This window comes from Bacillus alveayuensis, from assembly GCA_030812955.1.
GTDB classification, from domain to species: domain Bacteria; phylum Bacillota; class Bacilli; order Bacillales; family Aeribacillaceae; genus Bacillus_CB; species Bacillus_CB alveayuensis.
Window position 1 is genome coordinate 82,815 of sequence record JAUSTR010000006.1, and the last position, 23,218, is coordinate 106,032.

The 23,218-nt window shown below is 35.2% G+C and carries 24 protein-coding genes; 7 read left to right on the forward strand and 17 right to left on the reverse strand.

Annotation, left to right across the window (positions count from 1 at the left end; translation table 11 throughout):
• Position 1: 1 nt before the first annotated feature.
• From J2S06_RS09255 to J2S06_RS09290, 8 genes are all read right to left on the reverse strand, one after another.
• Positions 2-490 carry a dihydrofolate reductase gene (locus J2S06_RS09255; RefSeq protein WP_044896299.1) on the reverse strand — a complete coding sequence of 163 codons (489 nt, stop codon included), beginning with the start codon at positions 488-490 and terminating at the stop codon, positions 2-4.
• Complete coding sequence (locus J2S06_RS09260; RefSeq protein ID WP_044896300.1) at positions 487-1,281, reverse strand: thymidylate synthase; 795 nt, start codon at positions 1,279-1,281, stop codon at positions 487-489. Before J2S06_RS09260 ends, J2S06_RS09255 begins: the two co-directional genes overlap by 4 nt.
• Before the next feature lie 137 nt (positions 1,282-1,418).
• Complete coding sequence (locus tag J2S06_RS09265) at positions 1,419-1,946, reverse strand: phosphatidylglycerophosphatase A family protein (RefSeq protein WP_419152101.1); 528 nt, start codon at positions 1,944-1,946, stop codon at positions 1,419-1,421.
• Between the two features lie 17 nt (positions 1,947-1,963).
• Positions 1,964-2,530, reverse strand: coding sequence for a YpjP family protein (locus J2S06_RS09270; protein WP_044896324.1), 567 nt, complete (start codon positions 2,528-2,530; stop codon positions 1,964-1,966).
• 302 nt (positions 2,531-2,832) lie between these two features.
• Positions 2,833-2,997 (reverse strand): YuzL family protein, encoded by a 165-nt coding sequence (locus J2S06_RS09275; protein WP_407638523.1) that lies wholly within the window; start codon positions 2,995-2,997, stop codon positions 2,833-2,835.
• Between the two features lie 91 nt (positions 2,998-3,088).
• The gene (locus tag J2S06_RS09280; RefSeq protein WP_044896302.1) at positions 3,089-3,523 is read right to left on the reverse strand and encodes a BrxA/BrxB family bacilliredoxin; all 435 of its coding nucleotides are present in this window, start codon (positions 3,521-3,523) and stop codon (positions 3,089-3,091) included.
• A 261-nt stretch (positions 3,524-3,784) separates the two neighbouring features.
• Complete coding sequence (locus tag J2S06_RS09285; RefSeq protein ID WP_044896303.1) at positions 3,785-4,288, reverse strand: hypothetical protein; 504 nt, start codon at positions 4,286-4,288, stop codon at positions 3,785-3,787.
• Positions 4,289-4,298: 10 nt separating this feature from the next.
• Positions 4,299-5,987 (reverse strand): formate--tetrahydrofolate ligase, encoded by a 1,689-nt coding sequence (locus J2S06_RS09290; protein WP_419152102.1) that lies wholly within the window; start codon positions 5,985-5,987, stop codon positions 4,299-4,301.
• Positions 5,988-6,166: 179 nt separating this feature from the next.
• Here J2S06_RS09290 and metA point away from each other — a divergent pair, with 179 nt between their 5' ends.
• Entirely contained in the window at positions 6,167-7,075 is a 909-nt protein-coding gene (gene metA / locus J2S06_RS09295) for a homoserine O-acetyltransferase MetA (protein ID WP_044896304.1), read from the forward strand.
• A gap of 397 nt (positions 7,076-7,472) precedes the next feature.
• Positions 7,473-8,627 (forward strand): diglucosyl diacylglycerol synthase, encoded by a 1,155-nt coding sequence (locus J2S06_RS09300; protein ID WP_152643049.1) that lies wholly within the window; start codon positions 7,473-7,475, stop codon positions 8,625-8,627.
• A 64-nt stretch (positions 8,628-8,691) separates the two neighbouring features.
• On the opposite strand, the gene J2S06_RS09305 is transcribed toward J2S06_RS09300, so the two are convergent.
• Positions 8,692-9,369: a class I SAM-dependent methyltransferase gene (locus J2S06_RS09305; RefSeq protein ID WP_044896305.1), complete on the reverse strand. Its 678-nt coding sequence runs from the start codon at positions 9,367-9,369 to the stop codon at positions 8,692-8,694.
• Positions 9,370-9,477: 108 nt separating this feature from the next.
• On the opposite strand from J2S06_RS09305, the gene J2S06_RS09310 reads away from it, so the two are divergent.
• Both J2S06_RS09310 and cspD read left to right on the forward strand, forming a co-directional pair.
• Positions 9,478-9,609, forward strand: a complete 132-nt coding sequence (locus tag J2S06_RS09310; protein WP_268753066.1) for a hypothetical protein — start codon at positions 9,478-9,480, stop codon at positions 9,607-9,609.
• 192 nt (positions 9,610-9,801) lie between these two features.
• Complete coding sequence (cspD, locus tag J2S06_RS09315; RefSeq protein WP_044896306.1) at positions 9,802-10,005, forward strand: cold-shock protein CspD; 204 nt, start codon at positions 9,802-9,804, stop codon at positions 10,003-10,005.
• 170 nt (positions 10,006-10,175) lie between these two features.
• Here cspD and J2S06_RS09320 read toward each other — a convergent pair whose 3' ends face one another.
• Positions 10,176-10,388: a hypothetical protein gene (locus J2S06_RS09320; RefSeq protein WP_044896307.1), complete on the reverse strand. Its 213-nt coding sequence runs from the start codon at positions 10,386-10,388 to the stop codon at positions 10,176-10,178.
• Positions 10,389-10,550: 162 nt separating this feature from the next.
• On the opposite strand from J2S06_RS09320, the gene J2S06_RS09325 reads away from it, so the two are divergent.
• On the forward strand, positions 10,551-10,832 hold the full coding sequence (locus J2S06_RS09325; RefSeq protein WP_419152103.1) for a DUF2564 family protein: 282 nt from the start codon (positions 10,551-10,553) through the stop codon (positions 10,830-10,832).
• A 38-nt stretch (positions 10,833-10,870) separates the two neighbouring features.
• On the opposite strand, the gene J2S06_RS09330 is transcribed toward J2S06_RS09325, so the two are convergent.
• Complete coding sequence (locus J2S06_RS09330) at positions 10,871-11,047, reverse strand: zinc-finger domain-containing protein (RefSeq protein WP_083979412.1); 177 nt, start codon at positions 11,045-11,047, stop codon at positions 10,871-10,873.
• 328 nt (positions 11,048-11,375) lie between these two features.
• On the opposite strand from J2S06_RS09330, the gene J2S06_RS09335 reads away from it, so the two are divergent.
• Together J2S06_RS09335 and J2S06_RS09340 are read left to right on the forward strand one after the other, a co-directional pair.
• Positions 11,376-11,765, forward strand: a complete 390-nt coding sequence (locus J2S06_RS09335; RefSeq protein ID WP_419152104.1) for a reverse transcriptase-like protein — start codon at positions 11,376-11,378, stop codon at positions 11,763-11,765.
• Positions 11,766-11,778: 13 nt separating this feature from the next.
• A complete protein-coding gene (locus J2S06_RS09340; protein WP_044896311.1) occupies positions 11,779-12,696 on the forward strand; it encodes a DMT family transporter in 918 nt (305 codons plus the stop codon).
• A 241-nt stretch (positions 12,697-12,937) separates the two neighbouring features.
• On the opposite strand, the gene J2S06_RS09345 is transcribed toward J2S06_RS09340, so the two are convergent.
• The 6 genes from J2S06_RS09345 to J2S06_RS09370 all read right to left on the reverse strand — a co-directional run bounded on the left by J2S06_RS09345 (position 12,938) and on the right by J2S06_RS09370 (position 23,192).
• On the reverse strand, positions 12,938-13,078 hold the full coding sequence (locus J2S06_RS09345; protein WP_200894735.1) for a hypothetical protein: 141 nt from the start codon (positions 13,076-13,078) through the stop codon (positions 12,938-12,940).
• A 57-nt stretch (positions 13,079-13,135) separates the two neighbouring features.
• Positions 13,136-13,408 (reverse strand): DUF2533 family protein, encoded by a 273-nt coding sequence (locus J2S06_RS09350; protein WP_044896313.1) that lies wholly within the window; start codon positions 13,406-13,408, stop codon positions 13,136-13,138.
• Between the two features lie 322 nt (positions 13,409-13,730).
• Positions 13,731-17,351 carry a dynamin family protein gene (locus J2S06_RS09355; RefSeq protein ID WP_419152105.1) on the reverse strand — a complete coding sequence of 1,207 codons (3,621 nt, stop codon included), beginning with the start codon at positions 17,349-17,351 and terminating at the stop codon, positions 13,731-13,733.
• Positions 17,352-17,831: 480 nt separating this feature from the next.
• Positions 17,832-17,978 (reverse strand): hypothetical protein, encoded by a 147-nt coding sequence (locus J2S06_RS09360; protein WP_419152110.1) that lies wholly within the window; start codon positions 17,976-17,978, stop codon positions 17,832-17,834.
• Positions 17,979-18,438: 460 nt separating this feature from the next.
• Entirely contained in the window at positions 18,439-21,885 is a 3,447-nt protein-coding gene (gene pyc, locus J2S06_RS09365) for a pyruvate carboxylase (protein WP_044747272.1), read from the reverse strand.
• 122 nt (positions 21,886-22,007) lie between these two features.
• Complete coding sequence (locus J2S06_RS09370) at positions 22,008-23,192, reverse strand: FtsW/RodA/SpoVE family cell cycle protein (RefSeq protein WP_419152106.1); 1,185 nt, start codon at positions 23,190-23,192, stop codon at positions 22,008-22,010.
• Between the last annotated feature and the right edge of the window lie 26 nt (positions 23,193-23,218).

Here is a 23,218-nt window from a genome sequence, read left to right on the forward strand (position 1 = left end):
ATTAAAACCGTTCATATATGACAAAACGATGCGGATAAATATTTTTTTTATCGACTGTTCCTTCTATTGATGAAATCTTTTTCCATTCTTCCAAATTGAACGGAGGAAAATAAGTATCTCCTGTAAATTGTTCGTCGATTTCCGTAATATATAAACGGTCTGCGTATGGTAATAGTTTTTCAAAAATATTCGCTCCGCCAATGACGAAAATTTCTTCCTCTTGATGTTTGTTGGCAAAAGTTAAAAACTCGTCCATTGAATAAAAAACTTGGCAACCCTCTGGGTGAAAGTGACGATTCGTTGATAACACAATATTTTCTCTTCCCGGTAATGGCCGCCCAATGGATTCAAACGTTTTTCTTCCCATGACAATTTTATGTCCCATTGTCATATTTTTGAAATATTTTAAGTCGGCGGGGAGATGCCACGGCAGTTGATTATTTTGACCAATTAAACGATTTCGATCCATTGCAAAAATAAAGGAAATCATACACTAACTTCTCCTTTAATATGTGGATGTGGATCATATCCTTCAAGGACAAAGTCTTCGTATTTGAAGTCGAAAATGGACTTTACATTTGGATTTAAGTGCATTTTCGGTAATGGTCTTGGTTTTCTAGTTAGCTGCAGCTTTACTTGGTCAAGATGATTTTTATAAATATGAACGTCACCAAAAGTATGAATAAATTCCCCTGGTTGATGATCTGTCACTTGTGCGACCATCATCGTTAACAGGGCGTATGAAGCGATGTTAAAAGGAACTCCTAAAAAAACATCCGCTGAACGTTGGTACAATTGACAGGAAAGCTTCCCTTCTGACACATAAAATTGAAAGAAAGCATGACATGGCGGTAATGCCATCTTATCTAGATCCCCGACATTCCATGCATTTACAATTAATCGGCGCGAATTAGGATTTCGTTTAATTTCATCAATAACGTTTGTTATTTGATCAATTGTTCGGCCATCAGCTGCTGTCCAAGACCGCCATTGGTATCCATAAATTGGACCTAGTTCTCCATTTTCATCTGCCCATTCATTCCAAATCCTTACGCCATGTTCCTGCAAGTATTTGACATTCGTATCGCCTTTTAAAAACCATAGCAACTCATAAATAATTGATTTTAAATGAAGTTTTTTCGTCGTTAATAACGGGAATCCCTTTGATAAATCAAATCTCATCTGGTATCCAAATGTGCTAATAGTACCAGTCCCTGTTCGATCGTCTTTTTCAACCCCATTTTTTAAAACATGCTGACAAAGATCTAAATATTGTTTCACCCTCGACACATCCTTCTTTGTCTAATCCCTCATGACTACATTCTTTCTTATTTTATGGTTCATACTAAAAAAAATCAATGATCGATATTTTTATATGCTCGTAGCATGCAATGAAAAAAGTACGCCAAATTGCGTACTTACTGGCTTAACGTTTCTGACAGTTGTTTATCCATTTGATCGCGATGATGATGAGCAATTCGGCTTGCAGCAGCTGCAGCAATGGCCGCCACAATATCATCTAAAAACGTATTCACACGACCATTTTTTTCTGAATCTAGTTTTTTGATAATTCCATATTTTTCTTTATCTAAAAATCCAAAATTCGTAAAACCAATCGAGCCGTATATATTAACAATTGATAAAGGCAATATTTCATCAATACCGTATAAAGGTTCATCCGTTTCAACTAATTGCTGTAATGGCTCTGGTAATAATTTTTGTTCAGCCATTTGATCAAGGGCAATTCCAGTTAAAACGGCGTGAACAATTTCACGTTTTTTCAGGACATTTTCAATATGTTTTTTACATTCATCAATTGTAATATCAGGAATATATTTTTGCTGTAGCTTCATGACAATTTCAGCAATATCTGTAATGGTGACACCTCGCTCTTCAAGAGATTGTTTCGTCATTTCTATCATTTCCTGTAACGTATACTTGTTCATTTGATTCCCTCCATCCTTTAATGTGTCATCCAGTTTGGTGGTGTGTTGCGATCCCAATAAATCTTACCTAAATGGTAATGGGTTTGAAAATGATCGTGATAAGTGTGATAGTGAAAATTAAACCAATATCCTTCTTGAGGCGGGTGGTCAACCCTTACATGAAAACGAATAAGATCATTTCCTGTTTTTTCATCATAAATGTGAAAAATTTTTTCGCTTTTTCCCCCGGACGGCTTAGATGAAATCATCACATGTTCAAAATTTTCTTTTTCCACTTTTAAAAAATGTCTGATTACTTCTTCCATTTTAGGAAAAATAATCGATTTAAACTCATCTTCAATCACTGGTCCAATGCGATTTCCGAATTTCTCAAACGATTGTTTTTCAGCTTTGGCGATAAACGTTTCTATGAAGTTTGATTCATCATGATACGGATCTGAGAAAATGGCAACTGTACTCGTTGACTCTTGCGATGATGGTCCTGATGTGTTTTCATCTGCCAATAAAATGTCAGGTGGTGAAACGAGACCAAATGTCACGATCGTAAATAAAAGAACTAGCGTTTTCCGTACCCATCTCTTCATCATGGTATACCTTCCTAAATATTCTATTTGTCTATTATTCTACCATACAAATAAGTACAATATATGAATTTTTGTTCAATTCACCCACTTCCATTGTGATGTTTTCATTGAAAGGGTTTAAATTTAGCATGAAAAAGAGTAAAATAAGATAGGCTAAATTGTACATATGAGATTAAAAAATTGGGGGGATTGATATGTTCGAAACTTTGTTTATCGTCGGAAGCTTTATTACCCTTGCTTATTTAATCATAATGGAAATTACAGACTAAAGAAACTCATGGAGTACCATGAGTTTCTTTCGTTTAAAATCTTTTTTGTTTTTTACGTGATGAATCTTTCGATATTCCTAATTCGTTTCTAGTCGTACCCTGCCCTTCAACCTGAGAGGAATTCAGACCTATCGTGGATGGATCTTTCTTTCGTTTCGTCATGCTGTTGACACCTCCACCCATTATTATGATGCTCATGAAAAAAATTACTCATAAATTTTGAATAAATGCTTAAGTAAAATTAGGCTATGAAACGGTGAGAGACAGAAAATAAAACTGAGGGCATCCTTTAACAATGTTGTGCAAATGCTTGGAGTAAATTTTCCATAACCCCTTCCAACGTATTTCCTTCTATTTCGTGTCGAGGAATAAAATGGACGACTTCTCGATCCTTTAATAATGCTATGGATGGAGAAGATGGTTCATAACCTACGAAGTATTCACGCATTTTAGCCGTTGCTTCCCTCTCTTGACCTGCAAATACTGTAACAAGATGATCAGGTGTTTTTTCACTTCTTAATAAAGCCTGCGTTACGGCAGGTCGAGCAAGGCCAGCTGCACAGCCACAGACTGAATTGACGAAAACAAGTGTTGTCCCGCTCACATTTTCCATAAATTGTTCAACGGCTTCTGGAGTTAACAATTCTTGAAATCCTGAATTCGTTAATTCTTGGCGCATTGGCTTCACTAACTGGCGCATATATTCTTCATATACCAATGACACGATCATCACTCCTTCGATTCATTTTCAATAAAAGCATACTACATAGGTTTTCCTTTTCGCAATGACTTGGTACTTTTCGAGCTTACATCATTGCTGTTAAACTTTTCATTTTTTTCCGCCTTCAATCTGCGTCGATTTTCCATACTTTGATCTTTACGTACAGATTGGAGATTAGTTATCCTTTCTCACCTACACTTCACTTTGATCTGGAAGATTTCTCGGTGAACGTATTAAATACAGCAAATGGTAAGTGTGATGAACTCAGCTTGACAATTCCCGTAAAGAATTTATTGTGTTCAAAATGATCGGATCCATATCCTCTATTTGATCCTCACTGATCAAGTGAGGATTCGAAAGCGAAAATCGAATCAAATACACCTTCTTTTCTTTTTGAAAAGGGTCATATTGAATGAGCGTTGAAATAGTGTTCGGATGCCAATTCTCCTCAAGAATTTTACAATACTTTGACACTGTAAATAGGTGTGAAATCGTTCTTTCAAATTCAATTGAAACATGGCAGACCGGATCGCGGATGGTTTCCGATATCTCTCCATATAATTGCTCATTTGGATAGTGAAGAATCACCGTTGCAGAACAAGGAGAATCGACATCTGTTTTAAAGGAAATTCGAAATGTTCTAGACATCAAGGCTAAATTAACGAAATCTTCTCGGTTTATAACAAATAGCTCTCCTGCTATATCCTCGTCATAAATAGCCCCTTCTAAAACCGTTTTTAAATGATCAAAAACAGTCGGATCAAACATCATTATCACCTTAAAATAGCCCTATTGCATTTCCGGATGGATCGACATCCATTTTTAATGCAGCAGGATGTTTTGGAAGCCCAGGCATTGATAAAATTTCCCCTGTTAAGGCTACGATAAACCCTGCTCCGACAGATGGCCTAAACTCGCGAATGGTAATCGTAAAATTCGTTGGACGACCTATTTTTTTTGGATCATCTGATAAGGAATATTGAGTTTTGGCCATACAAACAAGGAGCTTATCCCAACCATTCTTTTTCATTTCCTCTAGTTGTTTTTTCGCCTTGCTTGTATACTCTACACCTTTTGCTCCATAAACATTTTTAGCAATTTTTAAAACTTTATCCTCAATTGAATCATCTTCTTCATACAAATAACTAAAGCGGTTTTCCTTCTTTTCTATTTGTTGGATAACTTTTTTCGCCAAGTCAATCCCACCTTCGCCCCCTTTTTCCCATACTTCCGTTAAGGCGATAGGATGATTATGATTTTGGCACCATTCCATAATCGTACTCATTTCTTTTTCCGTATCACCAGTAAATTTATTTAGCGCAACTACATAAGGTAAGCCGAAGTTTTGAATCGTTTCAATATGTTTGGCTAAATTATGTAGACCGTTTTTAATAGCTTCAATATTTTCTATGCTTAAATCTTCTTTTTGAACCCCACCATGCATTTTTAAAGCACGAACTGTGGCAACAATAACAACTGCTTCTGGTTTAATTCCAGCTGACCGTGCTTTAATATGCAAAAATTTTTCTGCGCCAAGGTCTGCACCAAAACCTGCCTCTGTCACAACATAATCCCCTAATTTCGCAGCCATTTTCGTTGCTATCACACTATTTGAGCCATGTGCTATGTTTGCAAAAGGTCCACCGTGAATAATGGCAGGAGTGTGTTCAATCGTTTGAACTAAATTTGGCTTAATCGCATCTTTTAATAAAAGAGTGAGTGCCCCTTCAACTCCAAGATCCTTCACGGTAATCGGTTCGTTGTCGATATTATAGGCAACGACCATTTTTGATAACCGTTCCTTCAAATTTTCTATACTAGTAGCTAAACATAGAACAGCCATAATCTCAGAAGCTACAGTAATGTCAAACCCGTCTTCCCTAGGAACACCATGTGCCGGTCCGCCAAGACCTACGACTACATTTCTTAATGCGCGGTCATTTAAATCCAACACACGTTTCCAGACGATTCTTCGGTGATCAATCTTCAATTCATTGCCTTGATGGATATGATTATCGATAAAGGCACTTAACGCATTATTTGCCGTTGTAATGGCGTGAAGATCTCCAGTAAAGTGCAAATTAATATCTTCCATTGGCAGAACTTGTGAATAACCACCTCCAGTCGCTCCTCCTTTCACCCCCATCGTAGGTCCTAAAGATGGCTCACGCAATGCAATGACGACCTTTTTATTTAATTTATGTAAAGCTTGACCGAGCCCAACTGTAACGGTTGATTTCCCCTCCCCTGCTGGTGTTGGGTTAATGGACGTGACTAATATGATTTTTCCATCCTTCTGATCCTTTAGCCTCTCTAAAATTCGATGAGATAGCTTCGCTTTATACTTGCCATATAGCTCTAGCTCATCTTCTTCAATTCCAAGCTGATCAGCTATTTTTTCAATCGATTTTAATGTTGCATGTTGAGCGATTTCAAGGTCTGATTTTATTGCCGTTTTCAACTTCATGTAAATCCCTCTTTCATTTTGTAATAAATCTGCTAAAATCATTTTAAAATAAAACTTTGCTAACATCTCCATATTAACAAATCTAAAATTGAAATATGACCGTTATCTTTCTATAATTAGAAATACTTGGAGAATCCTTAAAATGGTCATTACACTTAGAAAATCAAGGAGGCTTAAAAATGCCAATTAACATTCCTTCTCATTTGCCCGCAAAGGAAATATTAGAAAATGAAAATATATTTGTTATGGATGAAAAGCGTGCTTATACACAAGATATTCGTCCGTTAAATATTTTAATTTTAAATTTAATGCCAGAAAAAGAAAAAGCCGAAACACAGCTTTTGCGTCTTTTAGGAAATTCACCATTACAAGTAAATATTACGTTTTTAAGACCGAAAACTCACACACCAAAAAATACGAGTAAGTACCATTTAGATCAATTTTATACAACCTTTGAACAAATCCGCCATCGAAAATTTGATGGTATGATTATTACAGGGGCACCAGTTGAAAAACTCCCGTTTGAAGAGGTGAATTATTGGGAGGAACTCACGACTATTTTTGCTTGGACAAAAGAGCATGTCACTTCAACATTGCATATTTGTTGGGGAGCACAAGCCGGCTTGTATTATCACTATGGTATAAATAAAATTATGCTACCAAAGAAATGTTTTGGCATTTTCGAACATAAGATTACCAATCCATCTGTCAAATTATTAAGAGGTTTTGATGATATTTATTTAGCGCCACATTCACGACATACTGATATTGATACGAAATCACTTTATAGCATTCCTGATCTGGAAATACTGTCTCGATCAGAAGAGGCGGGAGTTTGTTTAATTGCATCTAAAGATGGAAAGCATATTTTCTTAACAGGCCACCCAGAATATGATGCAACAACATTACGAGATGAATATGAACGAGATTTAGCAAAAGGGTTAGACATTGACCTGCCTAAAAATTATTTTCCGAATGATGATCCTACAAAAGAGCCATTGCATCGTTGGCGTTCACATGCAAACTTATTATTTGTGAACTGGTTAAATTATTATGTATATCAAGAAACTCCTTATATTTGGGAATAATGTGATATTTTATCATTCATTTTGTTATAATAGCTGTATAAAATAAAAATGTAACATTTTTCAACAAAAAATAATATAACGTTTACATTTATGTAATTTGTGAAATTCCTTTAAAAATAAATTTATCTTCTCATAATATTTCTATGGTAGTCTGTTATTAAATAGAAAAGGCTTTTTTCGTAAACTTTGTTGCTTTTCGACTATCCATGAACCGAACAAAGCACGTGATCGGACAAATCACCTTTGTCCGACCATCGACATTTGTTCGGTTCACGTCACACTACGCGTGACATAGCAAGCGTATCGCTTGCCTGACAGTCGAAAAGCTAAAAGCAACAATCTTTTCGAAAAGAGCCAAAGAAAAAGAATGGTTGCTGTTTGTTGAGGTGATTGTGATTTGAGGAACAATCCAAAAGTAATGATTCTAACTGCGAATTATGGAAATGGACATATTCAAGTTGCTAAAACACTTGAAGAAAAGTGCAGGCAGTTAGGAATGGATGTGGTCGTTTCTGATCTTTATCAAGAATCCCATCCTATCATTACAGAAGTAACAAAATACTTATATTTAAAAAGCTTTTCAGTCGGAAAGCAATTTTACCGATTATTTTATTACGGTGTCGACAAAATGTATGACAAGCGAGTGATGAATATTTACTATAAGATGGGAAATAAACGTCTTCATGAGCTAATAACAACTGAAAAACCAGATTTTATTATTAATACCTTCCCATTAATCGTTGCACCGGAGTATCGACGTCGCACAGGAAAAGTCATCCCAACCTTTAATGTATTAACAGATTTTTGTTTACATAAAATATGGATCCATCGAAATATAGATAAATATTATGTAGCAACAGATGAAGTAAAAGAAAAATTAATCAATGAAGGTGTTTTACCGTCACATATAAAAGTAACCGGCATCCCGATTCGCCAACAATTTGAAGAAACGATGGATAAAGCATCACTTTATAAAAAATATGAGTTAAATCCTCATAAAAAAACATTATTAATTGTGGCTGGAGCTCATGGAGTGTTAAAAAACGTAAAAGATCTTTGTGAATCGTTTTTACATCATCATAAACTACAAACGGTTATTGTTTGTGGTAAAAATGATTCCTTACGTGAACAGCTTCAGCCACTTGCCGAAGAACATCCAAAAAAACTTAAAGTTTTTGGATATGTTGAACGTATTGATGAACTTTTCCGGGTTTCCTCTTGCATGATTACAAAGCCTGGTGGCATTACGTTAAGTGAAGCAGCAGCCATTGGCGTACCGTTAATTTTATACAAGCCAGTCCCTGGTCAAGAAAAGGAAAATGCTGAATTTTTCGCACGAAATGGGGCTGCCAAAATTGTGACAAAGAGCGAGCAAATTTACGATGTTGTCGAGAATTTATTAAATAATCCATCATTGATTGAAGAAATGAAACGCAATATTCAAAAGCTTCACCATAAAAATGCTGTTGATACGATTTTACAAGATATTTTGACGGAATCGGAAAAAATAAAAGAACGAGCTTACCTTTCCTATGGCTCCGTCAATTTTTAATCCCATAAACATTTTATAATAAGCTTTCATGGAATCATATTCCCTGAAAGCTTTTTTTGTGAATTTATTTTTGCAGCATAAAAAGCCACATAAATGATAAAGCTTGCTTCAATTCGTTTGGAAGCTGTGCCAACATTTCCGAATTTACTCCCCTTTTCATGACCCCTTCTTCTCCGATCAGCTTCCAGCCGTTTTCGATGGCTAACTGTTGAAATTCCCACGGCATCATCGTATTCATAATCGTTTGTTTTCCATATAGCCTCTTGTAGCTATGTTTTCGAGGATGTGCGGTCGGACCTAAAATCGCTGCACATAGAAAACCATCTTTTTTCAATACTCGTTTCAGTTCATGCAATGCCTGAAAAGGTTTTTCTGTCCATTCCAGTCCGTTAATAACCATAATCGCATCAAACGTCTGATCGGTAAATGGCAATTGAACCATATCTGCTTTAATAAACTGAATATTCCTTTTTTCTGAACGCTTTCTAGCTAGCTCTATCATTTTTTGCGATATATCAGTCCCTGTCACAATGTACCCTTCTTGTGCTAATTTCCAGCTGCCATAACCATCACCACATGCTACATCTAAAATTGCTTTTCCTTTAGGAATATATCGTTTCATAAATGGAACAATTGATTTACGACTTCCTTGTTCCCACATTTCTTGGCTAGAGGAGTTCCATCCCTCTGCAAATGAATCCCATTGATGGGCTGCCTCTAAATGCCACATCGGTTGACCCATACACCATAACTCCTTTCATTTTCTTCCATTCTATGAAATTAAACAAAAACGTGCAATAGGAATGAAATGTATGCTTTTCATACAAAATAAAAGGTGGAGGTGGAATATATGACAAAAAAAATAAATCAAGGAAGCGAAAATCAAAATCGTCCTAATGCTGATTTTCAGTCCTTCTCAATATCTGGTGACAATAGTAAAGGGAACAAACGAAATAAAGAACAACGTAATAAAACCGAATAATTTCATGGTCGAAATAAAAAGGTCATTTGCTTGACTTTAGCACTTCCAATATTGTATATTAGAAACATCATTTAGCAGAATATTTTCGCAGCTTTAAGGTTCATGTGAGCTTTTTTGTTGCATAATATTCAAGTTAAATGATGAAAATTTTTTACGCACGCTTTGTGCAAGTAATTAGGAGGAAAAAGAAGTATGCAACAAAATGGTAAAGTAAAATGGTTTAACAATGAGAAAGGTTATGGATTCATTGAAGTGGAAGGTGGAGACGATGTATTCGTACACTTCACTGCAATCCAAGGAGAAGGATTTAAATCTTTAGAAGAAGGTCAGGCAGTTTCTTTTGAAATTGTACAAGGAAATCGTGGACCTCAAGCTGCAAACGTGGTGAAATTATAAAAATTGAGATCGCAAACGATCTTACCATACAAGAGGCTGAAATAAGCCTCTTTTTAGTTTGAAGGCAAAAACAAAAAGAAAATACGTATTTAGACATTCACAAAAACAATAACTGGAAGATGTGTAAAAAAACCATTGACGGACATTTGATAAGAGGGTTAGACAATCTCTTACTCGTTTTGCTTCTTTTTACAATGTTTATAAAAAATCATAAAATATTCAATCGCCTTCAAATTTTGCTTCATATTGTGCTCAATCTGCCTCACTTCACGTTCGTTCAATCCTTCTTGACCATACGCCATATGAATTAACTGTTCCAAATCATTGTGTAATTCTTGAAACGCTTTTTTAATATTTTCTTCAAGCAAATATGTTTTTTCCATATAATAATTTTCACTCCTCATAAAAATTCATACAATTTAAAATATGTATACAATATATAAAATTCAATATCTTTATAAAACCACCTTCTTTTTACTTAATCATTTTTGAATTTGAATAGTTTTTGATTCTTTTCTTATCCTAATGATAGGAGGTGTCGACAGATGGATCAAATCAATCATACCCATCTCATAAGTGGATTTAATGAAAGAAAACAGCTGCAGTTAGCTGTTCAAGCAGCTCAAAAAATGGTCGGAGAAGCGACGATGAACATGGACCCTGAATTGATGGATGATGCAAAAAGAGCGATTTCTGATGCAAAACGATTATACGATTCATTTGTGCATAACATTTCTGAATTTGACCAAGATTTTGTCGAAAAGCAAAATCAATTGCTCCAAAAATGTGAGCATCAACTAGAAGAAGCGTATAAAGAGGAACCTTAACTGAAAAAATCCACTGATTATACATGTTCAGTGGATTTTTATAATAATTGACTGCCAAATTCCTTGATTTTCTGTCCAACGGTACATTGATTAATACAAAAAGAATGAGCATATGTTTTTCCGAACTCTTTTCGAAAATGTTTTTTTAAAAAACAATCTATACAATACGTATCCATCAGTTCTGTTATTTGTTCAATTACTTGCTTTTTGTCCATATGATCCAACTCCGCTGAATTCATTTTCAATTGTAAACGGTTCTCCTCTTTAATTCTCCATCCCTTCTATTTCCGATTATGCTAAATAATGAGCATTACGTCTTTACTTTTAACAGGCTGATATACCCATTTTATATGAACCGTCATAAAATTCAACCCCTTTAGCAATGATCATCTCCTATTTATGCTATAATACGAAACGAAACTTAAAAAAAATCCTTATAAGGCCATCATTACTTACACATTTTTTATCTATTATTATGCAATTTTATATTACATTTATCCATCATCACATCAATTTTATGTAAAAGTAGAAGGAGTGAATAGCTTGTTAGAAGTGTATATAGATGGTGCGAGTGCAGGGGATTTAGGTCCTTCCGGTGCTGGAATTTATATAAAAGGTCCGAATCTTCAAGAAACATACAAAATACCACTTGGTTCGATGAACAACCATGAAGCAGAGTTTCAAGCTCTTGTGAAAGCATTGGAAATTTGTTTCGAAAAAGGATATAAAAGCGTTTCCTTTCGTACAGATTCCCAAGCGGTAGAACGTGCTGTTGAGAAGCGCTTTGCCAAAAAGGAGCCTTTTGCAAGTTTATTACAAACAGCCCTACATTATATTGATCAACTAGATTTATTTTTTATCAAATGGATTCCTGCAAAAGAAAATCAAAAAGCAGATCAATTAGCTAAAGAAGCCATTCGTTTAAATGGATAGTGAGTGGTAAAAGATGAAAAAACAGCTGATGGCAGACGTGTTATTATTAAGTGTTGCTTTAATTTGGGGTGTGACGTTTGTTGTTGTGCAAAATGCAATCCAAATTCTCCCACCTCATCTTTTTAACGGTATACGCTTTGCCATGGCAGGTGTATTTTTAACGATATTAATGATCCATCCTACATATCATATTCGATTTACACGTACTATTTTCATAAACGGATTCATCCTTGGATTATTTCTTTTTTTCGGTTACGCATTCCAAACGCTTGGGCTTATGTATACAACCTCTTCAAAGGCTGGATTTATTACTGGCTTAAGTGTTATGATGGTCCCCTTTCTATCCGTTTGGTTATTAAAAGAAAAGTTAAAGCCCTTATCGATTGTAGGTGCGATCATGGGTACTATAGGGTTATTTTTATTAACAATGGGTGATTTTACAAAGTTAAATTTAGGTGATTTACTTGTTTTATTCTGTGCTTTCGCATTTGCATTTCATATAATTTTTACTGATAAATATTCAAAAAAACTTCAAGCTTATCCATTAACGATTGTTCAAATTTTTACAGTATCTATATTTAGTTTTATTGCTTCTTTTTTATTTGAAATTTGGAAATATCCAATAAATTGGAATATGGTCGCCAATACAAAAGTCATCATCGCCTTATTCGTTACATCATTATTAGCAACAGCGTACGCTTTTGTCGTGCAAACAAAATTTCAAGCCTATACAACTGCTTCCCGAGTTGCCTTAATTTTTGCCATGGAACCTGTTTTTGCTGCCATTACAGCCTTTATTTATCAAAATGAACGATTAACCATATTAAGTGGAATTGGTTGCTTACTAATCTTTTTGGCCATGATCATCTCAGAGCTTCCACATGATTCAATATGGAGATTGAAAAAGCCTGAACAAAATCGTTCTGTTTGAAAAAGGCTCTTTTTCTGTAAAAAACTTTTTCATACATGGGTTGGGAGTCAAAGCTCTTGGTTGTTTCTAAAAGGTTTATAGCTTTTCGACTGTCAGGCAAGCGATACGCTTGCTATGTTACGCGTAGTGTGACGTGAACCGAACAAATGTCGATGGTCGGACAAAGGTGATTTGTCCGACCTCGTGCATTGTTCAGTATATGGACAGTCGAAAAGCAATAATAAAAGTGACCCTATTTAGGTCACTCTTCTTCTTTTTGATCACTGGACATTTTTTCAACTTCTCTAGCGGCATATGAGGGAAATGGCTGATTCAACTCATTTTTCTTTTTGGCATTATTGTTGCGTTGTGCATTTGCATTTCCTTGCTTTGTACGCCCCATCGTGATTAATCCTCCTTTCAAGAGGGATCACGATTAGTTTATCTCATTCATTTCACTTCATACTTCATGTTGAAATTTTCTTTGAACGTACTCTTTGACCATTTCGATCGTAACATGTTTTCGCGTTGGAATGATTCCTTCCTTTGCTAACTGATTGATTTCTTCCGTTACAGCATTTATTTTATCAACAGAAAATGGTTTATTTTGTAAGCAACGTTGGACCGCTTCATCAATATACTCCTCACGCATTCTTTCTAAAGCGATAAAAGATTTAATTAGCTGATGTTGACGATTTGAATGTTTTGTAATTTCTTTATGAACTTCTGTCATGGTTGATCCCCCCTCTTTCTCATCAATTCTACCACGTTTTGTTTTGGTGTCCAGCAGTTAAATGTATAGTACGGCTTTGTTTCATAACCTAGTCGCTTACATTGATATGTCGTTTTGGATTGTTCCTTTTTCACTAGAAAATGAATGCATGTAGCACAATATTGATATTTTCTCTTTGCCAACTAAATCTCCCTCTTCCCCCATAACCATTATAAAATAAAGTCATTGACCATTTCTTTTGAAGGAGGCGTTTGTTCCAGTTGGTGATACGATCATAGATCTTCTTGATTTTAGATTTGGAGATCGTTTCGATCATTCTGAATCATTGCAAAATCTCTTGCTCGATTTTCCTTAATAAAGTTTCAAGCTCATGAACATCTTTAGGTGAAGTTAATGTTTGCAGCTTAGAATTGATCAATGTTTGAGAATCCGTAATCATCTGCTCTTTTAATCGTTTCATTTGATTAATTAAAACCTCTTGATAATAATGAAGAAGATGTTTTTCTTCATTTTTCACAGCCTGTTCGATAACAGTTGGAAATTGTTCTTCAAAATATAAAAATAGCTTTTTCTTTTCATTTCGTTCAAAGAAGGATTTTGCATTTTTATAATATTTATGTCCCTTTTCCATTTGTTCACTAATATATGATTGGATGTTAGGATCCATTTTCGGAGTAGACACCTGGAGTTGTTCTACACTTGTAAACGGCACATCAAGAAATTGCGTTCTAACCTTCTCATTTACTTTACTATAAACTTGTTCCATTAATGATTGTATAAATTTTTCGCATCGAAGAGTTGTTGCATTTAATTCTTGCTGAAGTTCAATATTCAATAATGAGACCATTTCATGAAAACAGCTGTTTAAAATTTCTTTTTCATTTCCTTTACTATTCAAAAATTTAGAAGGCTGATAGGTTTGTTTAAAGAAATCAGACAAACGGAAACGAATACGTTGAATAACATAATGATTTAACTCTTTTAATTCTTGTTTCAATTGGACGATCTGCTCTTCTTCCTGAATAGATTGTATCACGTTCTTAATGTCTTCTAATGTGTTTTTGAGCTTCTTGATGTTTAATTGACGTTCATGTTCATCCAATTTGGATAAAGAAATCATATCCTTTAACTGTTGGATCGCATTTTGAATTTCCTCTTTGGCACTATTCATTAAAATGTGCATTAATTCTTGTTCAATAAATTGTGTAAACACATTTTCAAATAATGAAAATTCATTCGTTACATGTTCAAGCTGTTGATTTTCTAATGTAAATAAGCTTGAGATTTGGAATAACCTTGGATTTCGTATTGAATGACTTAAAAGCATCTGTTTGACATAGTCTTTTACTGCTTTGGCCTCTTCCTCGTTCTCAGCTAAGTCAATCGCATTGATAATAAAAAACATTTTATCCATTGTAAACGTATCTTTTACAAGTCCTAATTGATGTAGGAATTGCTCATCACCTTTTGAAAATGGATGATTAAAATACGTTAAGAAAATAATGGCATCTGCTTTTTTAATATATTGAAAGGCCAATTCAGTATGACGCTGATGAAGTGAACTTGCACCTGGCGTATCAACTAAAGTAATCCCTTTCTTTGTTAATTCACAATCATAATAAACGGTCACTTCTTGTACAACACAAGCTTTTTCTTCTGTTGCAACATACGGTTCAATTTCTGATAAATTGACTACTTTTTGTAATGAACTTTTCGTTTCCTGTTCATAAAATCGAATACCATTTTCATATGTATCGAGTCTTTTGAGAATGGCATCGCTAACTTTTTGTTGTTTAGCCTGTTCAATTAGAGAAGAAATGTTCGTGATCGACTCAATTTGTAATGAATATGGTCGTAATAACTCATTGATCTCACTTAACAGCTGCTCATTCGATTTAAACTGAATAAGCACATCCTCATGCTGATAAGGTTCTACTACACCTGTTAGCCTATTAATAACGGCTGTAGTTGGAGTTGGAGAGGATGGAAAAATTTTTTGACCAATCAACGCATTGGCAAAGCTTGATTTACCTGCACTAAAAGCTCCAAACATAGCAATCGTAAAGGATTTGTTTTCAATAGCGCTCGCTCTTTCTTTTAGGCGTTCCGCATAGTATTTCAATTCTTCAATCGAACTTAAATGTTTAGCTGTTTCTTTTAATTGCAATAATAAATGATTATTTCCGCTAACCATTTCTCGTTCCATTTTATTTTCCTTAATGGTTGAAATAGGTGGTTGTTCATCTAATTGTTCTTTCAATAGATCAGGTACTTCTCCTACTTTTAGACAAGTAATGGAATCAGCTAAATAATCAGAGTGTTTTGAAAATAACGCTTCAAGTTGGCTACTTGCTAGTAAACTATTCATTTTCTTCTTCCATTCTTGAACTCGTTGTTTCTCATCAAACAACTTTGAAATAGAAAGAAGCTCAACTGTTAGCTTTTCCTTTTTCGTTATTAATTCTTGTTTTTGATTTTCTTTTTGGCTAACGAGTGTTTGAACAAGCTTATCCTGTATCGTTAACGCAGCTTTTTTACATTTCTGTTTCATGTATTCAGATAAATCTTTTGTAAATTGAAGAACATATTGATCGTTTAATTGCGCACCTTGTTTAATAATCTTCTTTAATTCATCCTTTTCGATATCTATTTGTATATGCAAAATCTCATCTAATAACGTTGGTTGTTCAATCTGAAACGTTTCATAAACGCTTTTTGATAAGTTTCGAATATGCCAAATAATTTGTGTTTCAACTTGTTTTTTCAAGTCTTCATGTAATTCTTGTAAAGCATGATTTTTAGCTGCTTCTGTTTTCCTTTTTGAGAAAAACATGCCTACTTTAAAGGATGGATCTTCTGTTTTCAAGTAGTTTGCTGCCTTTTCTCTTGTTTGATAAGGGATGATATTTGCGTTTTTTAATAAGCTGTTTAGCTCCTCTTCATAATAAGAAATTAGCTTTTCTTGTTCATTATTTATAGATTCAAATGCTTGATTAATTTTATTTAACACATCATTTAGAGTTTGAATGGATTCTTCTAACTGAAAAAATTGCTCTTCATTTAATTCACTTTGAGTTAAAATTGAGCTGTTCCAGTCATGTTCGATTTCCTCTATTAAATAATTGGCAGATTGTAATAAATTTTTGTATATATGTTCTTTTTTGTTCCATAAATATTTCTGAAACCGCTCTTTTAATCGTTCAAGTTCATTTAACGGATGATCAAGCTTTTTTAAAGATGTGTAAAAGATGTCTTCTCGATTCATTCCTAATTCCATCATCGTTGACTCTATTCGATTTCGAAAAGTAGTAAAGCTAATTTCATCCTCGTTATGCTTATCGATTTGATTGACGATAATAAGCAACGTTTTATTCATTTCTTTTAATTTTTTAATAAAAGAAACGTTTATTTCTGATTGAACATGATGGTAATCGGTTACATATACTAATAAATCAGACATATGCAAAGCAGATTCAGTACTTTTGCGGTGTTCATCATCGGTTGAATCAATACCTGGCGAGTCCATGAATACAAATTCATCATTTAGTGAAAATGAATCACTCTGTATATAAACCTTTTTCAAAACATCTCCACGTTTACATAATGACTGAATAAAAGAAGATGGCACTTGGCCTTCCCATTGATACACATTGCCATTAAAATCGTATGCTTTAACAAGATTTTTCCCTTTTGCAAGCATCACGATATTTGAACTTGTTGGAAGAGGACTCGATGGCAACACATCTCCATGCAGGATGTGATTAAGCAGTGTAGATTTTCCTGCTGAAAAGTGTCCTGTAAAGGTTATATGGAAACGTCCATCGTTATATTTTTCCCACAATTCCTTCCACTTCATGAAATATTCTTGTGAAAGATGTTCAGGAATTTGCTGAAGCATCTGTTCGATATTTTGTGATGTCATTTGTTCTTTAAGCTGTTCCATGTCACATCCCCTTTTGTTGTTTCATTTATAATGTTAAATTTTATCATATTTTTTTCGTTTATGCTTGATCAAGACATAAGAAAAGCCACTCTAAAACTTCTGTTTTAGAATGGCCACTATTAGGCATAAATCCATTTTTTATATATGTAAAGGAGAAATGCAAACATATTGAACTTACTGACTAGCTTCAACTCTTTTTAAAACATACCCGATCATCAAGCTGTATGTTAAAACCGTTCCAACAATAAAAGCAGTAATCATCGATCAACACCAACCTTCTCGTTGAAAATGATTTTCATCTTTAATTACAGTTTATCATTAACGATAATCATTTTCAATAGTCTTTTTATTTTTTTACCGCAAACCGAGACGTACTTTTAAAAGCTTCTGCATAGTCGGTTTCTTGAAATAATGCCTTTTCTTTTGAATGACTAAAATACTGATGAACGTAAAAAAGATCTGCACGGATCCTCACTCCCATCAAACTAAAACTTGCTCAGAGAAAAAAACTGGTCCCATCGCCGCGATTAAACCATATTCCCCCTGTTTAGCAAGCTGCTTTTGAATATATTGTTCAAGCACATATAAAACCGTTACTGATGACATATTTCCAAATGTCCTTAATATTTCATTAGATCAGGCGTGTTGATTAACCAATAATAACCAGTTGGGATGGCTCTATTTCTAGCTTTTCAGCCAAACGATTCTGTATGTTTAAGTAAAATAATGGATAATTAACACTTGTGTCATTAGATATATGTAATTGTTTTGTATTAAGGTTTAAACAATGCTTATTATTCTAAAAGCATTTACATAAAGAATTTATTTGTTTTTCCACGGGAGTGTCGTGGATTTCCTTCTATGTTTCATAAGATTGAAAAAGAAATTGATTAAAAAACAAACAAAAAATCGTCCTATCCTGTAAAAACCAACACTACAGAAAGGACGATTTTTTATGAGTAATCATACGACTACTAATGAAAAATATTACACACAATTGCTCCCTTCTCTAGAGGTAAAAGAAGAAAACATTCCTTCAAAAAACAAGCTACTCTTAAATTCAAACCTTTCAATACCCTGCAAGTTCTTAGCTTTTACTAATTTCAATTAATAAATCTCCTGTTTGAATAGCTTCACCGTTTTGGACATAAATATCTTGAATAGTTCCGCTAAATGGAGCTTGTACTGTTGTTTCCATTTTCATCGATTCTGTAATCATTAAGTGATCACCTTTGTTCACTTTTTCACCTTTTTCAACTAATACTTTAACAACCGTACCTGGCATCGATGCACCTATATGTCCAGCATTTTGCGGGTCAGCTTTCATTTTGGAAGCAACCGTTGATTTAATGCTCTCATCTTTAATTACCACTTCACGCGGTTGTCCATTTAATTCGAAATATACGACACGTGTTCCGTCTGCTTGTGGTTGTCCGATCGCAACAAGCTTGACGATTAACGTCTTCCCTTTTTCAATCTCAACTTCAATTTCCTCTCCAAGTCTCATCCCGTATAAGAAAGTCGGTGTATCTAACGTTGAAACATCACCGTATAGTTCTTGCGTTTTAACATATTCTAAAAATACTTTTGGATATAAGGCATAAGCAATGACTTCAAAGCTCGTGACGGGACGCTTTAACATTTCATAGAGCTCTTCCTTTAGTGCTTCAAAACGAACGGGCTCTAAATGTTCACCTGGTCTTTCAGTAATCGGTTCTCGACCTTTTAAAATAATTCTTTGCAAGTCTTTCGGGAAACCTCCGTGCACCTGGCCGAGATAACCAGAGAACAGCTCAACAACGGAATCAGGGAAATCTAACGTCTCGCCTCGCTCATAAATATCTTCTTCCGTTAAGTTGTTTTGCACCATAAATAAAGCCATATCTCCAACAACTTTAGACGATGGAGTCACTTTGACAATATCACCGAATAAAAGATTGACGCGGCGATACATTTCCTTCACTTCATCCCAGCGATCACCAAGTCCTACCGCTTTTGCTTGTTGCTGCAGGTTACTATATTGGCCTCCAGGCATTTCATGCATATAAATTTCTGTATGCGGTGCTTTCATTCCGCTTTCAAAGTCCTGGTAATACTCTCTGACAGTTTCCCAATATTGAGATAGTTTTTCTAATGCACGTATGTCAACATTTGGCTGGCGGTCATGTCCTTCTAAAGCATGGTAAAGAGAATTTGCACTTGGTTGAGACGTTAAACCGGCCATGGAGCTAACAGCCGTATCAACGATATCAACACCTGCTTCGATCGCTTTCGCATACATGAAAATCCCGTTGCCGCTCGTATCATGTGTGTGCAGATGGATCGGGATATCAACGGTTTCTTTTAAAGCCGATATAAGCTCATACGCAGCTTGTGGCTTTAATAGACCCGCCATATCTTTAATTCCTAAAATATGAGCTCCAGATTGTTCTAATTCTTTCGCTAACTGTTTGTAATAATTGAGATCATATTTTCTCCGGGTTGGATCCAAAATATCCCCTGTATAGCACATCGTTGCTTCAGCAATTTTTCCCGTTTTCCGAACAGCATCAATGGCCAATTCCATTCCTTTCACCCAGTTCAAGCTGTCAAAAATCCGGAACACATCTATACCTGCATATGCCGACTTTTCAACGAACTCTTCAATGACATTATCAGGGTAATTTTTATAACCGACAGCATTGGATGCTCGTAAAAGCATTTGTAATAAAAGGTTTGGAACGCGTTTTCTAATCGTTAATAATCGTTCCCAAGGATCTTCTTTTAAGAAACGATAGGCCACATCAAATGTAGCTCCTCCCCACATTTCTAACGAGAACAAATTAGGCAATAAGCGGGCGGTAGGTTCTGCAATTTGCTTAATGTCATTTGTACGAACGCGTGTTGCCAATAACGATTGATGGGCATCACGGAATGTTGTATCTGTTAAGAGCACTTTCTGTTGATCTTTAATCCACTGTACGAGACCTTCTGCACCTCTCTCTTCTAATATTTGCTTTGTTCCAGAAGGAATCGGCTCAGAAAGCTTTAATTTTGGAATTTGTGGTTTTTCGAATACCGGCTTTTTCTTTTTACCGATACCTGGGAATCCGTTGATCGTAACATTCCCAATATAGGTGAGCATTTTAGTTCCACGGTCTTTACGCTTCGGAAATACGAACAGCTCTGGTGTTGAGTCAATAAAGGAGGTATCATATTCACCTGATAAAAATTTCTCGTGTTTAATAACATTTTCCAAAAACGGAATGTTTGTTTTAATTCCGCGAATACGGAATTCACGTAAATTCCGAATCATTTTTGCAGCAGCTTGCTCGAATGTTAATGCCCACGTGGAGACCTTTACTAACAGCGAATCATAATATGGTGTTATGACAGCTCCTTGGAAGCTGTTTCCTGTATCTAAGCGAACGCCAAAGCCTCCACCGGACCTGTAGGCCATGATTTTTCCTGTATCTGGCATAAAATTATTTAATGGATCTTCCGTCGTTACACGAGATTGGATCGCATATCCATGTGTTTTAATTTCCTCTTGTTTCGGAATTCCAACTTTCTGACTATGAATCGAATGCCCTTCAGCAACTAATATTTGCGTCTGGACAATATCAATTCCGGTAATCATCTCTGTAATAGTATGTTCAACTTGAACGCGCGGATTTACTTCTATGAAATAAAAATCATCGCCAGACACTAAAAATTCAACCGTACCTGCATTGACATATTGAACATTTTTCATTAATTGTACAGCCGCCTCACAAATTCGTTCCCGTAATTCAGATGGTAAAGAAACACTAGGAGCTACTTCCACTACTTTTTGATGGCGGCGTTGTACAGAACAGTCACGTTCATACAAATGAACGATATTTCCTTCTTCATCTCCAATAATTTGCACTTCAATATGCTTTGGATTTTCAATAAGCTTCTCCACATATACTTCATCATTGCCGAAAGCCGCTTTCGCTTCAGATTTGGCGCGCTCATAAGACTCTTTTACTTCTTCCTTGCTGCGGACAATTCTCATTCCGCGGCCGCCTCCACCTAAAGCTGCTTTAATAATAAAAGGATAGCCATATTCCTCTCCAAAATGAAGCACCTCTTCTAAATTTTGAACAGGGCCATTGCTTCCAGGAATGACTGGGATGCCGGCAAGCTCAGCCTGTTGTCGAGCTTTTACCTTATCCCCGAACATATCTAAATGGGTTGTTTTTGGTCCGATAAAAATAATTCCTTCTTCTTCACAGCGTTTGGCAAATTGAATATTTTCTGATAAAAATCCATATCCAGGGTGAATGGCATCAACATCATTATTTTTCGCTATTTCTATAATACCTTCAATGTCTAAATAAGCATCAATCGGTTTTTTTCCTTCCCCTACTAAATAAGCTTCATCCGCTTTATATCGATGATAAGATCCAGAGTCCTCCCGCGAATAAATCGCCACAGTACGAATGTTTAACTCCGTACATGCTCGAAATACACGGATCGCGATTTCGCCACGATTTGCTACTAATACTTTTTCGATCTTTTTCTGCCTCATATAAATCCCCCTTATAGTTTAGTTCATTTTTTAATAAGCTTTTAAACAATATATCACATTTAAAAAAAATATAGCATTAATACCTTAATATGATACTATTTTTTATAATTAGTATAGCACATTTATTTGTTTTGTGATATACCAATAGTCGCTGCGGGCTTTTTGTATTTTTCACGATAATTCACAAACATCGAAACATTTACTAATAATCCCATCGAAATTAATAAAAGTAATAGAGAAGAACCACCATAACTAATAAATGGTAATGTTACACCTGTAATCGGAAGGAGACCCGTTAATCCGCCAAGATTAATTCCTGTTTGAATTGCGATCATGCTTGAAACGCCAATAGCAATTAAGCTTCCGAAAGCATCTTCACATTTTCTCGCAATATATAAACCTTTATAAACGATAAAAGCAATTAAAATGAGCACGAATGACACTCCAAAAATCCCCAACTCTTCTGAAACGATCGCCATGATAAAATCAGTATGCGATTCAGGCAAATAGCCATATTTTTGCACACTTTCACCAAGTCCTAACCCAGTCAGACCACCAGATCCAATGGCAATATAGGAATTGACAAGCTGATAACCAGAACCTTGCTCATTTTCAAAAGGATTTAAAAATCCTGTGAAGCGAGACATGCGGGCAGAATTAAAAATAGTATCAGCTTTCCAAACAATTAACGGACTTAAGATTAGCAAAAAGATGGAAGCTAAAAGAAGCAGTTTAAGTATACTTTTTAGGCCCATGCCAGAACAAATAATCATCGAACAAGCGATCATGGCGATAATAAGAGCTGTTCCAATATCCGGTTGCAAAATAACGAGAACACATATTAACACCGTAAAAATGACAGGAGGAAGCGCTCCTTTTTCAAACTCATCTATGTACGACTGCTTCTTCTCATATATCGCAGCCAAATAAATAATGACACTTAATTTCATAAATTCTCCTGGTTGCAGTGCTCGTCCAAACAACAGAAACCAACTTTGCGCTCCCCCAGCCACATGTCCAAACACGAATAAAAGTATTAAGACAGCTATAGAACCAAAAAAGATGATTCGTAAAAATTTTCCGTTTAAAAAGGCGCGATAAGGAAAAATCATCATAATGAAAAAAGCAATTGAACCAAGCAGGATTGATGTCAACTGCTTTTTAAAAAAGTAGTCGCTCGGCAAATTATAACGGGCTACTGCTGTAATCATACTGGAGCTGTATATCATAATTAAACCAAATCCGCATAAGAGAAAAACAGCTAATATTAATGAATAATCGTAGGATTTGATGATTTTTTTCCACATACACCATCTTCCTTATCTTTTCTGTC

Excerpts from the sequence above, each read along its gene's own strand:
- J2S06_RS09265 (WP_419152101.1), bottom strand. The coding sequence starts at position 1,946 with ATGAACAAGTATACGTTACAGGAAATGATAGAAATGACGAAACAATCT.
- J2S06_RS09275 (WP_407638523.1), bottom strand. The coding sequence starts at position 2,997 with ATGAGCATCATAATAATGGGTGGAGGTGTCAACAGCATGACGAAACGA.
- metA (WP_044896304.1), top strand. The coding sequence starts at position 6,167 with ATGCCAATTAACATTCCTTCTCATTTGCCCGCAAAGGAAATATTAGAA.
- J2S06_RS09310 (WP_268753066.1), top strand. The coding sequence starts at position 9,478 with ATGACAAAAAAAATAAATCAAGGAAGCGAAAATCAAAATCGTCCTAAT.
- J2S06_RS09290 (WP_419152102.1), bottom strand. The coding sequence starts at position 5,987 with ATGAAGTTGAAAACGGCAATAAAATCAGACCTTGAAATCGCTCAACAT.
- J2S06_RS09270 (WP_044896324.1), bottom strand. The coding sequence starts at position 2,530 with ATGAAGAGATGGGTACGGAAAACGCTAGTTCTTTTATTTACGATCGTG.
- pyc (WP_044747272.1), bottom strand. The coding sequence starts at position 21,885 with ATGAGGCAGAAAAAGATCGAAAAAGTATTAGTAGCAAATCGTGGCGAA.
- J2S06_RS09255 (WP_044896299.1), bottom strand. The coding sequence starts at position 490 with ATGATTTCCTTTATTTTTGCAATGGATCGAAATCGTTTAATTGGTCAA.
- J2S06_RS09325 (WP_419152103.1), top strand. The coding sequence starts at position 10,551 with ATGGATCAAATCAATCATACCCATCTCATAAGTGGATTTAATGAAAGA.
- J2S06_RS09355 (WP_419152105.1), bottom strand. The coding sequence starts at position 17,351 with ATGGAACAGCTTAAAGAACAAATGACATCACAAAATATCGAACAGATG.
- J2S06_RS09370 (WP_419152106.1), bottom strand. The coding sequence starts at position 23,192 with ATGTGGAAAAAAATCATCAAATCCTACGATTATTCATTAATATTAGCT.
- J2S06_RS09345 (WP_200894735.1), bottom strand. The coding sequence starts at position 13,078 with ATGGGGCGTACAAAGCAAGGAAATGCAAATGCACAACGCAACAATAAT.
- J2S06_RS09305 (WP_044896305.1), bottom strand. The coding sequence starts at position 9,369 with ATGGGTCAACCGATGTGGCATTTAGAGGCAGCCCATCAATGGGATTCA.
- J2S06_RS09320 (WP_044896307.1), bottom strand. The coding sequence starts at position 10,388 with ATGGAAAAAACATATTTGCTTGAAGAAAATATTAAAAAAGCGTTTCAA.
- J2S06_RS09285 (WP_044896303.1), bottom strand. The coding sequence starts at position 4,288 with ATGTTTGATCCGACTGTTTTTGATCATTTAAAAACGGTTTTAGAAGGG.
- J2S06_RS09340 (WP_044896311.1), top strand. The coding sequence starts at position 11,779 with ATGAAAAAACAGCTGATGGCAGACGTGTTATTATTAAGTGTTGCTTTA.
- J2S06_RS09330 (WP_083979412.1), bottom strand. The coding sequence starts at position 11,047 with ATGGACAAAAAGCAAGTAATTGAACAAATAACAGAACTGATGGATACG.
- J2S06_RS09350 (WP_044896313.1), bottom strand. The coding sequence starts at position 13,408 with ATGACAGAAGTTCATAAAGAAATTACAAAACATTCAAATCGTCAACAT.
- cspD (WP_044896306.1), top strand. The coding sequence starts at position 9,802 with ATGCAACAAAATGGTAAAGTAAAATGGTTTAACAATGAGAAAGGTTAT.